The sequence below is a fragment of the Klebsiella sp. RCJ4 genome (genome assembly GCF_009025755.1).
Classification (GTDB): Bacteria; Pseudomonadota; Gammaproteobacteria; order Enterobacterales; family Enterobacteriaceae; genus Klebsiella; species Klebsiella michiganensis.
Window position 1 is genome coordinate 50,524 of the sequence record NZ_WCIN01000047.1, and the last position, 14,675, is coordinate 65,198.

At 55.9% G+C, this 14,675-nt stretch carries 12 protein-coding genes; 6 read left to right on the forward strand and 6 right to left on the reverse strand.

Annotated elements, in window-relative coordinates; translation table 11 throughout:
* Both F8562_RS29630 and lrp read right to left on the reverse strand, forming a co-directional pair.
* A partial coding sequence (locus tag F8562_RS29630; RefSeq protein WP_226789540.1) for a DNA translocase FtsK 4TM domain-containing protein occupies window positions 1-1,236 on the reverse strand: 1,236 nt, incomplete at its 3' end.
* 135 nt (window positions 1,237-1,371) lie between these two features.
* A complete protein-coding gene (gene lrp, locus F8562_RS27320; protein ID WP_002439523.1) occupies window positions 1,372-1,866 on the reverse strand; it encodes a leucine-responsive transcriptional regulator Lrp in 495 nt (164 codons plus the stop codon).
* Window positions 1,867-2,397: 531 nt separating this feature from the next.
* Here lrp and trxB point away from each other — a divergent pair.
* The 5 genes from trxB (at window position 2,398) to infA (ending at window position 8,210) form a co-directional block, all read left to right on the forward strand.
* Window positions 2,398-3,366: a thioredoxin-disulfide reductase gene (gene trxB / locus F8562_RS27325; RefSeq protein ID WP_004849433.1), complete on the forward strand. Its 969-nt coding sequence runs from the start codon at window positions 2,398-2,400 to the stop codon at window positions 3,364-3,366.
* Window positions 3,367-3,480: 114 nt separating this feature from the next.
* Window positions 3,481-5,247 (forward strand): heme ABC transporter permease/ATP-binding protein CydD, encoded by a 1,767-nt coding sequence (gene cydD / locus F8562_RS27330; protein ID WP_014228628.1) that lies wholly within the window; start codon window positions 3,481-3,483, stop codon window positions 5,245-5,247.
* The gene (gene cydC, locus F8562_RS27335; RefSeq protein ID WP_014837950.1) at window positions 5,248-6,969 is read left to right on the forward strand and encodes a heme ABC transporter ATP-binding protein/permease CydC; all 1,722 of its coding nucleotides are present in this window, start codon (window positions 5,248-5,250) and stop codon (window positions 6,967-6,969) included.
* Between the two features lie 38 nt (window positions 6,970-7,007).
* Window positions 7,008-7,712, forward strand: a complete 705-nt coding sequence (gene aat, locus F8562_RS27340; protein WP_009653303.1) for a leucyl/phenylalanyl-tRNA--protein transferase — start codon at window positions 7,008-7,010, stop codon at window positions 7,710-7,712.
* Window positions 7,713-7,991: 279 nt separating this feature from the next.
* The gene (gene infA / locus F8562_RS27350) at window positions 7,992-8,210 is read left to right on the forward strand and encodes a translation initiation factor IF-1 (protein WP_002211347.1); all 219 of its coding nucleotides are present in this window, start codon (window positions 7,992-7,994) and stop codon (window positions 8,208-8,210) included.
* Window positions 8,211-8,347: 137 nt separating this feature from the next.
* Here infA and clpA read toward each other — a convergent pair whose 3' ends face one another.
* On the reverse strand, window positions 8,348-10,630 hold the full coding sequence (clpA, locus tag F8562_RS27355; RefSeq protein ID WP_151891956.1) for an ATP-dependent Clp protease ATP-binding subunit ClpA: 2,283 nt from the start codon (window positions 10,628-10,630) through the stop codon (window positions 8,348-8,350).
* 30 nt (window positions 10,631-10,660) lie between these two features.
* On the reverse strand, window positions 10,661-10,978 hold the full coding sequence (gene clpS, locus F8562_RS27360) for an ATP-dependent Clp protease adapter ClpS (protein WP_004100628.1): 318 nt from the start codon (window positions 10,976-10,978) through the stop codon (window positions 10,661-10,663).
* A 324-nt stretch (window positions 10,979-11,302) separates the two neighbouring features.
* Here clpS and cspD point away from each other — a divergent pair, with 324 nt between their 5' ends.
* A complete protein-coding gene (gene cspD / locus F8562_RS27365) occupies window positions 11,303-11,533 on the forward strand; it encodes a cold shock-like protein CspD (protein WP_004100627.1) in 231 nt (76 codons plus the stop codon).
* 68 nt (window positions 11,534-11,601) lie between these two features.
* Here cspD and macB read toward each other — a convergent pair whose 3' ends face one another.
* Together macB and macA are read right to left on the reverse strand one after the other, a co-directional pair.
* Window positions 11,602-13,548 carry a macrolide ABC transporter ATP-binding protein/permease MacB gene (gene macB / locus F8562_RS27370; protein WP_014837948.1) on the reverse strand — a complete coding sequence of 649 codons (1,947 nt, stop codon included), beginning with the start codon at window positions 13,546-13,548 and terminating at the stop codon, window positions 11,602-11,604.
* Window positions 13,545-14,660, reverse strand: a complete 1,116-nt coding sequence (gene macA / locus F8562_RS27375) for a macrolide transporter subunit MacA (protein WP_014228619.1) — start codon at window positions 14,658-14,660, stop codon at window positions 13,545-13,547. Before macA ends, macB begins: the two co-directional genes overlap by 4 nt.
* Window positions 14,661-14,675 lie beyond the last annotated feature (15 nt).

The following is a 14,675-nucleotide window of genomic DNA, read 5'->3' on the forward strand; positions in this document are numbered from 1 at the left end:
CGCATGCTGCGGCTGATAAGTCGGTGCTGGCTGATACGCTGGCTGCTGTACCGGTGCCTGTTCTGGCTGGTACGCATGCTGCGGCTGGTAAGCCGGTTCTGGCTGATATGCTGGCTGCTGTACCGGTGCCTGTTCCGGATGATAGACCGGCTGAGCCTCATACCCTGGCAGCGGTTCAGACCATGCCTGCGGCGCAGCGGTATCCTGCGCGGCCAAAGCCACCGGATCGGCAATGCTATGACCGTTTAACAGAGGATCGTAGGGGTCAAAATCGCCGGGACGTGCCGCACTGACGCCGGAGAACAGAACATCATCAGCATTTGCCGGACGCGCTGCGCTGGAGCCAGAAAAAAGGACATCGTCAGCGGCAACAGGCGCACCGCCGGCGCTGTACTGGACCTCGTCTTCGGCGTCATCCATCCGTTTACCCGAGAACAGCGCCGCATCGGTCTTACGTCCCATCGGATTAGAGAACTTCTCAGCCAGACGCTGGCGGCGAGCTAAGGCGCTGCGTAAAATTCGCGCGCGTCGAGAACCCTGCTGCTTCGCGGGTTCATCATCTTCATATTCTTCTTCATCATCTTCATATTCCCCTTCATCAACCCAGGTATCGTCACGACGGGTACGGTTGCTGGCAAACGTGAGAATAGAAAGAATCGCACCGCCGAGTTTTTCAGCAATGCTAACCCAGGACCAGCCGGTAAATAGCGTCAGTCCTGCCGCCCAGATGCAGAGCAGCGCGATTGTGCCGCCGCTGCTGTGCAGCAGCGGTTGCAGGGTGGTGCTCAGCAGGCTGCCGATCACGCCGCCGGAGGCGAAATACCAGATATCATCAGCGTTGATTGCCGCCAGACCGCAGGAAGTGAGGATCAGCGCCAGCGCGCCAATTAAACGCAGCGAGACGGCGAAATAGTCGATGTACTCGTCGTTTTCTTGATGACGCCAGGCAAACCAGCAGCCGCCGATAATGATGACCGGAATGGTATAGGCCATTACGCCAAAAATAAAAAATAGCGTATCGGCAAGCCAGGCTCCCGGCGTCCCGCCTATGTTGTGAATAGGCTCATGCCACGCCGTTTGCGACCAGCTAGGATCCGAGGGATTAAAGCTGAGTAAGGCCGCCATCAACCAGATGGCAAAAAGGGAGCAAAGAATGAGTAACGCCTCAAGGAGCCGGCGTCCGCTACTCAGCTTTGTGAATTTGACTTCTTTGTCTTCAGTGTATTCCTGGCTCAAGAAAGGCTCTCCAGGTATCAGGCTGTTTCCTGCCTTCGGCTAAAACGGACAACAGTGCCGGGTCTCCCCGGCACTGTTGCTGTATGGATTAACAGGAGTGTAATCAAACTACATCGATTTTGCACCTGTTCCGTGTTAGCGCGTCTTGATTACCAGACGATTACTCTGCTTGACTTCTTCCATTACCACATAGGTACGGGTGTCATTTACGCCCGGCAGGCGCAGCAAGGTCTCGCCCAGTAATTTACGATACGCTGACATATCCGGTACGCGGGTTTTCAACAGGTAGTCAAAATCCCCGGAAACCAGATGACACTCTTGAATTTCTTCAAGTTTTTGCACAGCGGAGTTAAATTGCTCAAACACATCCGGCGCGCCACGATTCAGAGTAATCTCAACAAATACCAGAAGTGATGCATCCAGATAGTGCGGGTTGAGCAGCGCTGTATAGCCCTGAATAAAACCCTGTCTTTCCAGTCGACGCACGCGCTCAAGGCAAGGCGTCGGAGAAAGTCCCACCCGTTTAGAAAGCTCGACGTTGGAAATACGCCCGTCTTTTTGCAATTCATTCAATATATTACGATCAATGCGGTCGAGATCTTTGCCAGGGCGCTTCTTGCTATCTACCATTATTATTGTCTCTCTGTATTCCTTCCCTACTCCTGTTCCGACTCTGAGCCTTCACTGCCAGAGTCCATCCTGTTATCACCCGTACGACGTTGGGTAACCCAGGGGTACGTGAGAAGCCCGTTGCCTGACGGCAGCCACCGACACCACGCATGGCGTCTGTCCACACCATGCGTAGATTTCGCTAACCCGGATAAAAATGGCATTTGCGTGCATGAAAATTCGCCACACGCGAAACACTGCTTTTCTTCTTCCATGAATGTTTTCGCAAAAGCACAGGGGATTGTCAAAGCAAAACATCGATTTTTAGTACAAGATGCCAGATATTCATAATCCTCCCCAGTTGATTCTCATGTTTTCCTCTTATAATTGTCTCGCTAACAGTAGAATTAGTTATATTCTTCGTTCGTTAAATCGCCGATTAATCGGCAGCTTCTATTGCACATATCGTTAACAAAACCGCCGCGCTCTTTTTTTACGTCCACAAATTCCCTACAATCCAGCTCATGTATGCCAATAAATTATGAGGATCTCATGGGCACGGCCAAACACAGTAAACTGCTTATTCTTGGTTCTGGACCTGCGGGATACACCGCTGCGGTCTACGCAGCGCGCGCAAATCTGCAGCCGGTACTGATTACCGGAATGGAAAAAGGCGGTCAGCTGACCACCACCACGGAAGTGGAAAACTGGCCAGGCGATCCTAACGATCTGACCGGACCGCTGCTGATGGAGCGCATGCATGAACATGCCACCAAATTTGAAACCGAAATTATTTTCGATCATATCAACAGCGTCGACCTGCAAAACCGTCCGTTCCGTCTGGTCGGCGACAGCGGCGAATACACCTGCGATGCCCTGATTATTGCCACCGGCGCTTCAGCACGCTATCTGGGTCTTCCCTCGGAAGAAGCGTTTAAGGGCCGCGGCGTGTCTGCCTGTGCGACCTGCGACGGTTTCTTCTATCGTAACCAGAAGGTTGCCGTCATCGGCGGCGGCAATACGGCCGTCGAAGAGGCGCTGTACCTGTCTAACATCGCTTCCGAAGTGCATTTGATCCACCGTCGTGACGGCTTCCGCGCGGAAAAAATCCTTATCAAACGCCTGATGGACAAAGTGGAGAGCGGCAATATCGTGCTGCACACCCACCGTACGCTGGAAGAAGTGACCGGCGACCAAATGGGCGTAAGCGGCTTGCGTCTGCGCGATACCCAGAATGCGGATAACGTTGAATCCCTGGAGGTTGCGGGGCTGTTCGTGGCTATCGGCCACAGCCCGAACACGGCAATTTTCGCCGGTCAGCTGGAGCTGGAAAACGGCTACATTAAAGTCCAGTCCGGCATCCACGGCAACGCCACCCAGACCAGCATCCCGGGCGTCTTCGCCGCCGGCGACGTGATGGATCATATCTACCGTCAGGCGATAACTTCTGCGGGTACCGGCTGCATGGCAGCGCTGGACGCGGAGCGCTATCTGGATGGTTTAGCCGACGCTTGCAAATAATCTTTACAAGTCAGTAACAAAGGTAAAGAAGGCGACGAAAAGTCGCCTTTATTTTTGCCTCGTTGTAACATTGCCGTGCCCAAAAAACTCATAACTACACCTGCTAAGCGCGCAATGAATAAAACCCGTCAACAAGAGTTAACCCGTTGGTTAAAAGATCAAAGCATTATCTCCCGTCGCTGGTTGATGATTTCCCGCGTATTGGGCGTCGTTAGCGGCCTGTTGATCGTCGCCCAGGCCTGGTTCCTGGCGAGGATCCTCCATCGCATGATTATGGAAAATATCCCCGCGACGGCGCTGCTGCTGCCCTTTACGCTACTGGTGCTGGTCTTTGTGCTGCGCGCCTGGGTGGTCTGGCTGCGTGAAAGAGTGGGTTTTCAGGCCGGTCAACATATCCGCCTTGAGATCCGCCGTCAGGTTCTGGATCGTTTACAGCAGGCGGGACCGGCGTGGATACAGGGCAAACCTGCGGGTAGCTGGGCCACGCTGATCCTTGAGCAGATCGACGATATGCATGACTACTATGCTCGCTATTTGCCGCAGATGACGCTGGCCGCCTCTGTACCGTTGCTGATTGTTATCACGATTTTCCCCATCAACTGGGCCGCGGCGCTGATTCTGCTGGGTACCGCACCGCTTATTCCGCTGTTTATGGCGCTGGTGGGAATGGGCGCGGCTGATGCCAACCGGCGCAACTTTCTCGCTCTGGCGCGTTTAAGCGGCCATTTTCTCGATCGCCTGCGCGGTATGGAAACGCTGCGTATTTTTCATCGCGGCGAAGCGGAGACGGACAACATACGCGAGGCCTCGCAGGATTTCCGCCAGCGAACAATGGAAGTGCTGCGCCTGGCGTTTCTCTCCTCCGGTGTCCTGGAGTTTTTCACCTCGCTGTCGATTGCGCTGGTCGCCGTTTACTTTGGTTTTTCCTATCTGGGAGAGCTCAACTTTGGCCATTACGGCGCCGGGGTGACGTTGATGTCCGGTTTCCTCGCCCTGATTCTGGCTCCTGAGTTTTTCCAGCCACTGCGCGATTTAGGCACCTTTTATCATGCGAAAGCGCAGGCGATTGGCGCCGCCGATAGCCTGAAGACCTTTATGGAAGCGCCGCTGGCGCAGGCAGAGCGTGGGGAAAAGGCATTAAAAGATGATGAAACGGTAAGCCTTGAAGCTCGCGACCTGCTGATTAAGTCTCCCGAAGGGAAAGTGCTGGCCGGGCCGCTGAATTTTTCCCTGCGCGCCGGTGAACGCGTGGTGCTGGTTGGGCAAAGCGGCTCGGGAAAAAGCTCGCTACTGAATACGTTAACGGGTTTTCTTCCCTATGACGGCTCGCTCAAGGTCAATGGCGTCGAGTTAAAGAGTCTGGATGCCGACCGCTGGCGTCGTCTCCTGAGCTGGGTCGGGCAAAATCCGCAGCTGCCCGCGGCGACGCTGCGCGAAAACGTCCTGCTCTCCTGCCCTGAAGCCACCGAAGCGCAGCTGCAGCTTGCGCTGGATAAAGCCTGGGTTAGCGAGTTCGTCTCTCTTCTGCCGCAGGGTATTAATACGCCTGTTGGCGATCAGGCCGGCCGACTGTCGGTCGGGCAGGCTCAGCGCGTCGCCGTCGCACGAGCGCTGCTGGTGCCCTGTCGTCTGCTGCTGCTTGATGAGCCTGCCGCCAGCCTTGACGCGCATAGCGAACAGCGCGTGATGCAGGCGCTGACCAATGCATCAACGCAGCAAACCACGCTAATGGTTACCCATCAGCTGGAAGGACTGGCGAACTGGGATGCGATCTGGGTTATGCAGGATGGTCGAATTGTTGAGCAAGGCAGCTATTCGCAGCTGGCGGCCGCTGGCGGCCCCTTCGCGACCCTGCTCGCTCATCGTCAGGAGGAGATTTAAATGCGCGCATTATGGCCTTACCTGGCGCTGTACAAACGACACAAATGGCTGTTGCTGCTCGGTATCGTGCTGGCGATCGTGACGCTGCTGGCCAGCATTGGCTTATTAACGCTATCCGGCTGGTTCCTGTCGGCATCAGCCGTCGTTGGCGTGGCGGGCATCTACAGCTTTAACTATATGCTGCCAGCCGCGGGCGTGCGCGGCGCGGCAATTATTCGCACCGCGGGCCGCTACTTTGAGCGTCTGGTCAGCCATGACGCCACCTTCCGCGTTCTGCAACACCTGCGGGTCTTTACCTTCAGTAAGCTGCTGCCGCTCTCCCCCGCCGGACTGGCGCGTTTTCGTCAGGGCGAGCTGCTTAACCGGGTGGTTGCAGATGTCGATACCCTGGATCATCTCTATTTGCGCGTCATATCACCGCTGGTAGGCGCGCTGGTAGTGATCCTGGTCGTCACCGTAGGGTTGAGCGTGCTGGACGTCACTCTGGCCCTGACCCTCGGTGGTATTATGCTGCTCACCCTGCTGGTGATGCCGCCGCTGTTCTATCGCGCAGGTAAACCCGCAGGTGAAAGCATAACCCGGCTTCGCGGGCAATATCGCCAGCATCTGACCTCATGGCTCCAGGGACAGGCGGAACTCATGCTGTTCAACGCCAGCGACCGCTACCGGCAGCAAATGGAAAAAACGGAAGCGCGCTGGCTGGATGCGCAGCGTCGCCAGGCTGAGCTGACCGCGCTCTCCCAGGCGCTGATGCTGCTGATTGGCGGTATTGCGGTTATTGCTATGCTGTGGCTCGCCTCCGCGGGCGTTGGCGGCGATACTCAGCCAGGGGCGCTGATTGCGCTGTTTGTCTTCTGCGCGCTGGCGGCGTTTGAAGCGCTGGCGCCGGTAACCGGCGCATTTCAGCATTTGGGGCAGGTGATCGCCTCCGCAAAGCGCATCACGCAAATTACCGAGCAAGAGCCGGAAGTGGCCTTCCCTCAGGGCAAAGGCCAGACGCTGGATCGCGTCTCGTTACGCTTACATCAGGTCACCTTCAGCTATCCGCAGCAGCCCTCTCCCGCGCTGGAGAAAGTGTCATTGCAGATCGAGGCCGGAGAGCATATCGCCATCCTCGGACGAACAGGCTGCGGTAAATCGACCCTGCTGCAGCTGCTGACCCGCGCCTGGGATCCGGCTGAAGGGGAAATCTTACTCAACAATCAGCCGCTGGGGCAGTTTAATGAGGCGACGCTGCGCCGGGCGATGAGCGTCGTGCCGCAGCGCGTACATCTGTTCAGCGCTACGCTGCGCGACAACCTGCTGCTGGCTTCTCCCGGAGCCAGCGATGCCCGACTTGCCCAAACGCTTGAACGCGTCGGCTTAGCGAAATTACTGGAAGATAGCGGTCTGAACAGCTGGCTGGGAGAAGGCGGTCGCCAGCTTTCCGGCGGCGAGCTGCGCAGGCTGGCTATCGCCCGCGCCCTGCTTCACGATGCGCCGGTCATGCTGCTTGATGAACCTACTGAAGGCCTCGATGCGACGACCGAAAGTCAAATCCTTGATTTACTGGCGGAAGTGATGCGTGAAAAAACCGTGTTAATGGTAACCCATCGTCTGCGCGGACTGGCGCGTTTTAATCAGATAATAGTCATGGACAACGGGAAGATTATTGAGCAAGGTAGTCACGCAGAATTGCTGGCTGAACAGGGGCGTTACTACCAGTTTAAGCAGCGCCTGTAGGCTACTATTGAATCATTGCCTGATGCGTTGAGGTAAAAATGCGGCTGGTTCAGCTCTCTCATCATTCCATCGCCTTCCCCTCCCCGGAAGGCGCTTTACGCGAACCTAATGGCCTGTTAGCGCTGGGCGGCGATCTTAGCCCGGCGCGTTTACTGATGGCCTATCAGCGCGGTATTTTTCCGTGGTTTTCGCCCGGCGACCCTATTTTGTGGTGGTCCCCCGATCCGCGAGCGGTACTGTGGCCAGAGAAATTTCATCTCAGCCGCAGTATGAAGCGTTTCCATCAGCGCTCGCCTTATCGCGTCACGCTGAATCACGCCTTTGGTCAGGTTATCGAGGGCTGCGCCGACCACCGCGATGAGGGAACATGGATAACGCCGGGGATCGTTCAGGCGTACCACCAGCTGCATGAGCTGGGACATGCTCATTCTGTTGAAGTATGGCAGGGAAAGGAATTAGTCGGCGGGATGTACGGCGTCGCGCAGGGCGCGCTGTTTTGCGGAGAGTCGATGTTCAGCCGTGCCGAAAACGCCTCTAAAACCGCGCTGCTGGTCTTTAGCCAGATATTTTCGCAGGATGGCGGAAAATTAATCGATTGTCAGGTGCTGAATAAGCATACGGCGTCGCTGGGCGCAGTGGAAATTCCCCGCCGCGATTACCTCGACTATCTTTCCGTGCTGCGGACGTATCGTCTGCCGGAGCGATTCTGGGTACCAAGGGTGCTATTTGCAGGAGAAGCATAAATGTTTTCAGCACATTTTTTGTTGGGATGTTATAATTGCGCGGTAGAGTAGCTTCTGCCCGTTGCCCCGCCGCCGTTTGGGAATAATAAGAGTCAGATAACACCCATTGTTCTGTCACTCCCCCTTTACGTTTGCGCCTGTCACCCGGTTTATCCGCGTGAATTACGGGTAATGCGCCAAAACTACTTCGGCGATTTGACGTAAAACTTTACATACTTGCTGAACTTCGGCATTATCTTGCCGGTTCAAAACTACGGTAGTGATACCCCAGAGGACTAGATGGCCAAAGAAGACAATATTGAAATGCAGGGCACCGTACTTGATACGCTGCCTAACACTATGTTCCGCGTAGAACTGGAAAACGGTCACGTGGTAACTGCGCATATTTCCGGTAAAATGCGTAAAAACTACATCCGCATTCTGACGGGCGACAAAGTGACTGTTGAGCTGACCCCGTACGACCTGAGCAAAGGCCGCATTGTCTTCCGTAGTCGCTGATCGTTTTCGCGCTTAGCGCGCCAGATGCTGAAGGCCGGGATAATTCCCGGTCTTTTCATTTCTGCGTCATTTACAACTTAAAGCGCGCAGATAAAAAAACCGGCCCTGAGGCCGGTTTTGTCACTGAGTACCGAAACTTAATGCGCCGCTTCCGGTTTGTGCTTCTGCGCACTCTGAAAGTCGTAGGTCAGCGCATTTTTCTCTTTATCCAGTTCAACGGTCACCTGTCCGCCGTCAACCAGTGAGCCAAAGAGCAGCTCGTTGGCCAGCGGTTTTTTCAGGTTGTCCTGAATCACCCGCGCCATCGGACGCGCGCCCATGGCCCGGTCGTAGCCTTTCTCGGCCAGCCAATCGCGGGCTTCCTGGCTGACTTCCAAAGAGACGCCTTTCTGATCCAGCTGAACCTGCAGCTCGACGATAAATTTATCCACCACCTGATGGATAACCGTCGTAGACAGATGATCGAACCAGATAATGTTGTCGAGACGGTTACGGAACTCCGGCGTAAAGATCTTTTTGATCTCATCCATCGCATCCGGACTGTTGTCCTGATGGATGAGGCCAATGGATTTACGCTCGGTTTCACGCACCCCGGCGTTGGTGGTCATCACCAGCACCACGTTGCGGAAATCCGCTTTGCGGCCGTTGTTGTCGGTCAGCGTCCCGTTATCCATCACCTGCAGCAGCAGGTTAAAGACGTCCGGATGCGCCTTTTCAATTTCATCCAGCAGCAGCACCGCGTGCGGATGCTTAATAACCGCATCGGTCAGCAGCCCGCCCTGATCGAAACCGACGTAGCCCGGAGGCGCACCGATTAAGCGGCTGACGGTATGACGTTCCATATATTCGGACATATCAAAACGCAGCAGCTCAATGCCCAGCGACTTCGCCAGCTGTACGGTAACCTCGGTTTTACCGACCCCGGTAGGCCCGGCAAACAGGAAAGAGCCGACGGGTTTGTGCTCATGGCCAAGCCCGGCGCGCGCCATCTTGATCGCTTCGGTTAAGGCCTCAATCGCCTTATCCTGGCCGAAGACCAGCATTTTCAGGCGATCGCCGAGGTTTTTCAGCGTATCGCGATCGCTGCGGGAAACGCTCTTCTCAGGTATACGCGCAATCCGCGCCACCACGGACTCAATATCCGCCACGTTAACCGTTTTCTTACGTTTGCTCACCGGCATCAAGCGCGCACGCGCCCCGGCTTCATCAATCACGTCAATCGCCTTATCCGGCAGATGACGATCGTTAATGTACTTCACCGCCAGCTCTACCGCCGCACGTACCGCTTTCGCGGTGTAACGGACTTCGTGGTGCGCTTCATACTTCGGCTTCAGGCCGTTAATAATCTGCACCGTCTCTTCCACGGAAGGTTCGGTGATATCAATTTTCTGGAAACGCCGCGCCAGGGCACGATCTTTTTCAAAGATGTTGCTGAACTCCTGATAGGTCGTCGAGCCAATGACCCGAATCTTACCGCTGGAAAGCAGCGGTTTAATCAGGTTAGCGGCATCGACCTGCCCGCCGGAAGCCGCCCCCGCACCGATAATGGTGTGGATCTCATCGATGAACAGAATACTGTTGGTGTCCTGCTCCAGCTGCTTAAGCAGCGCTTTAAAGCGTTTTTCAAAGTCGCCGCGGTATTTAGTACCTGCCAGCAGCGAGCCAATATCCAGTGAATAGATAGTGCAATCAGCCATCACTTCCGGCACGTCGCCCTGCACGATACGCCAGGCAAGTCCTTCAGCAATAGCGGTTTTACCAACGCCGGATTCCCCCACCAGCAGCGGGTTGTTCTTGCGGCGGCGGCACAGAACCTGAATAGCACGTTCCAGCTCTTTCTCGCGGCCGATCAGCGGATCGATACCGCCTACGCGGGCAAGCTGGTTGAGGTTGGTGGTGAAGTTTTCCATACGATCCTCCCCGCCTGCTTGCTCTTCGCTGCTGCCAGGCTGACTTCCGCTGTTATCGGAAGACTGGCTCGGCTCGTCTTTACGCGTACCGTGAGAGATGAAATTCACCACATCAAGTCGGCTGACTTCATGTTTACGCAGCAGGTATGCCGCCTGAGATTCCTGTTCGCTAAAAATCGCGACCAGAACGTTGGCGCCGGTCACTTCGCTGCGGCCGGAAGACTGGACGTGGAAAACAGCACGTTGCAGCACGCGCTGGAAGCTCAGCGTCGGCTGAGTGTCGCGCTCTTCTTCCGTTGCAGGCAGTACGGGTGTGGTCTGTTCGATGAAGGCTTCAAGCTCCTGACGCAGCGCGACCAGGTCCACTGAACACGCTTCAAGCGCTTCGCGGGCCGAAGGGTTGCTAAGCAGCGCCAGCAACAAGTGCTCGACGGTCATGAACTCATGACGGTGCTCGCGCGCTCTGGCGAAAGCCATGTTTAAACTGAGTTCCAGTTCTTGATTGAGCATAGGCACCTCCCCCAAGTTTATTGCCTGCATTCAGGCTTTTTCTAGCGTACACAACAACGGATGTTCGTTCTCCCTCGCATACTGGTTCACCATCGATACTTTGGTTTCTGCGACTTCTGCGGTAAACACCCCGCAAATCGCTTTACCTTGATAGTGAACCGTCAGCATCAGTTGCGTTGCACGTTCAACATCATAAGAAAAGAATTTTTGTAACACGTCAATAACAAACTCCATTGGAGTGTAGTCATCATTGACTAATATCACTTTATACATAGATGGCGGTTTAAGCGCATCTTTAACTTCGTCCTCAATTAGCTGATCGAAGTCCAACCAGTCTCTCTTACTCATCGTCAGTGTTCATCATCGGTTGCTGTTGCCAACAGGCGGTGGCCTGTCGATGACCAGAGGCTATGCACATCACAAATCTACAATAGATCATAGATAATTATCATCTATTACTTCCATCCGCGACGTCTGTCACATTCCCCGGCAATAGCGTTAACTGCTTCAAATTTTGACGCATTTTTCACCGTCCCCTGGCGTCAATCGCTTGACGCATTTCCTGATTTCTCTAAATTGTAGTGGCGAGAGTTGGCGAGCAAATGAACAACTCGTCACTCCACTACCGGTTCATTCCATCTTACTTATAAGATTTACGAAGGATGTCGAAGTATGGAAATGGGTACTGTTAAGTGGTTCAACAATGCCAAAGGGTTCGGTTTTATCTGCCCTGAGGGCGGCGGCGAAGACATTTTCGCCCATTACTCGACCATCCAGATGGATGGTTACAGAACGCTAAAAGCCGGACAAGCGGTTCGGTTTGATGTTCACCAGGGGCCAAAAGGTAACCACGCCAGCGTGATTGTCCCTGTTGAAGCTGAAGAAACAGAAACAGCCGCATAACTCTTTTGCTTCATTGTGTACATCCCGCCAGCAAAATGCCAGTCCTTCTGACTGGCATTTTTTTATCGCTACTCGCGCGCCAGGGCGTCGACGGGGTCCAGACGAGCCGCATTGCGCGCCGGTAGCCAGCCAAACAGCACCCCGGTCAGCGTGGAGCATAAAAACGCGGTCAATAGCGCCAACGGTGAAAAACCGATCTCCCAGCCGGGTAAAAACAGCTGTAACACAAAGGCAATCAGCAGCGAAAGCGTGACGCCCAGCGCCCCGCCAACCAGGCAAACCAGCACCGCCTCGATCAAAAACTGCTGTAAGACATCGCTGGCCCGCGCCCCGACCGCCATACGGATACCGATCTCCCGCGTGCGTTCGGTGACTGAGACCAGCATAATATTCATCACGCCAATCCCGCCGACCACCAGCGCAATCACCGCCACCAGCGTCAAAAACAGCTGTAATGTATGTGTGGTCCGTTCCGCCGTTTTCAAGATGCTGTCCATATTCCAGGTGAAAACATCCTTCTTACCGTGACGCAGTTCCAGTAGACGCAACAGCTGCTGCTCGGCAACCGCGCTGTCGTAGCCTTCATTGACGCGCACGGTGATGGAATTCAGCCACGACTGCCCCATCACCCGGCCAGCCATCGTGGTATAGGGCAACCAGACGCGCAGAATTTTGCTGCTGCCGAACATTGACTGTTTTTCATCCGCCACGCCGATCACCGTCGCGGGCATATTGCCGACCAGAATCACTTCGCCGACGACCCGCGCTTTGTGCGGAAATAGCTGTCGGCGCGCGTTGCTGTCGAGCACCACCACCTGCGCGCGGCTATTTAGCTGAAGCTCGTTAAAGGTGTTGCCTTCGCTAAAGGTCATGCCGTAGACGTTAAAGTACTGCGCCCCCACGCCCTCGGCGCTGGCGGCAACGTCGATGTTATCCGCCCGCAGGCGCAGGCTTTTTGATACCGCCGGGGTCGCCGAGCTCACCCACGGCTGTTTCTGAATAGCAAGCAGATCGTCGTACTTGAGCGATTGCTGATAGCGGGGATCGTCATCGCCGAAATCCTTGCCGGGATAAACATCAATGGTATTCGTGCCGATGGCGCGGATATCGGCCAGCACCATCTGCTTCGCGGCATCGCCCACCACCACAATCGACACCACAGATGCGATGCCGATAATAATCCCGAGCATCGTCAGCAGCGTACGCATTTTATTCGCCGCCATCGCGCGCCAGGCCATGATCAGCGCTTCGCGAAAGCCGCTGCTGAACTGACGCCACGCCGACGGTTCGGCCGCCGTGCGCTGGCGCAGTACGCCGCCTTGCGCCGGACTCAGAGCGGGCGGATTACGCACGATTTCACCGTCGTGTATCTCAATCACCCGCTCCGCCTGGGCCGCCACCTGCGGATCATGGGTGACGATAATCACCGTATGCCCCTGCGCTTTTAGCTGGTGAAGGATCCCCATGACCTCTTCGCCGGAGCGGCTGTCCAGCGCACCGGTTGGCTCATCCGCCAGAATCACTTCCCCGCCGTTCATCAGGGCGCGGGCGATACTCACCCGCTGCTGCTGGCCGCCGGAGAGCTGCGAAGGCTGATATTCAGCTCTGTCGCCCAGCCCCAGCCGAACCAGCAGCTCATGGGCCCGGGCCAGGCGCGCTTTGCGCTCGGCGCCGGCATAAACCGCAGGGACTTCCACGTTCTGCGCCGCGGTGAGATGCGATAACAGGTGATAGCGCTGGAAAATAAAACCGAAATGTTCCCGCCGCAGGCGCGCCAGCTCGTCGCCGTTGAGGCGAGCCACGTCCGTTCCCGCGACCCGGTAGGTACCGCCGGTCGGTTTGTCCAGACAGCCGAGAATATTCATCAACGTGGATTTCCCGGAGCCGGACGCGCCGACGATTGCCACCATCTCACCGGCGGCAACGTTCAACGTAATGCCTTTCAGCACCTCAACGTTGCCATCGCCGGAGGGGTAGCTGCGGCGAATATCACGCAGTTCCAGTAACGCCGTCATTTCGCCGCTCCGGCCGCACCTTCGCCGATAATGACTTCATCCCCCTCGTCCAGCCCTTTCACCACCGCCACATCGGTGTCGTTACGCGCGCCGATAACGATTTCACGCTCTTTAACTTCACCGGTACGCAGCAGACGCACGTGATAGCGGTTATCGCCGATGGCCTCACCCAGCGCGCTCAGCGGGATGGTGATAACATTTTTCACTTCTGAGAGCTGAATATGCACCTGGGCGGTCATCTCCAGGCGCAGGATGCCCTGCGGGTTCGGCACTTCAAAACGGGCGTAGTAGAAAATAGCGTCGTTGACCTTTTCGGGCGTCGGGAGAATATCCTTCAGCGTTCCTTCATAGCGCGTCAGCGGATCGCCCAGTACGGTAAACCAGGCCTTTTGCCCCGGCTTAAGATGAATGACGTCCGCTTCCGAGACCTGCGCCTTCACCAGCATGGTGCTGAGATCGGCCAGGGTCAAAATATTCGGCGCCTGCTGGGCAGCAATCACCGTCTGCCCCTGCAGGGTGGTGATTTGCGTCACTTCTCCGGACATCGGCGCCAGAATTTTGGTGTAGTCGAGGTTGGTTTTGGCCGTATCCAGGGTCGCCTGATTGCGTTTGACCTGGGCTTCAATCGTGCCGATTTGCGCCTCTTTGACCGCTAAGTCGGTCGCGGCGGTATCGAGGTCCTGGCGAGAGACCAGCTGCCGCTGCGCCAGCTGCTGCTGACGAGCCAGCGTCGCCGCAGACAGTTTACGTTCCGCGCGCGCCTGGTTCAGCTGCGCCCGTAGCTCCATCAACGTCGCTTCGACTTCCTTTATCTGGTTTTCCGCCTGCTCCGGGTCGATAACCCCCAGCAGCTGGTCTTTTTTCACTTTGTCGCCAATCTCGACGCGCAGCGTTTTTAGCTGCCCGCTCACCTGCGCCCCGACGTCCACTTTTTTCAACGCATCGAGCTTACCGGTCGCCAGCACGCTCTGCTGAAGGTCGCCTTTACGCACCACCAGCGTCTGATACTGCGGCAGCGGCGCATTCAGAATTCGCCATCCCCAGACGGCGAGGGCCAGCACGACAATCGCCAGCAGCCACCAAACTTTCCTGCGCTTTCCATTTAATTTCATAACAATTCCTGATGT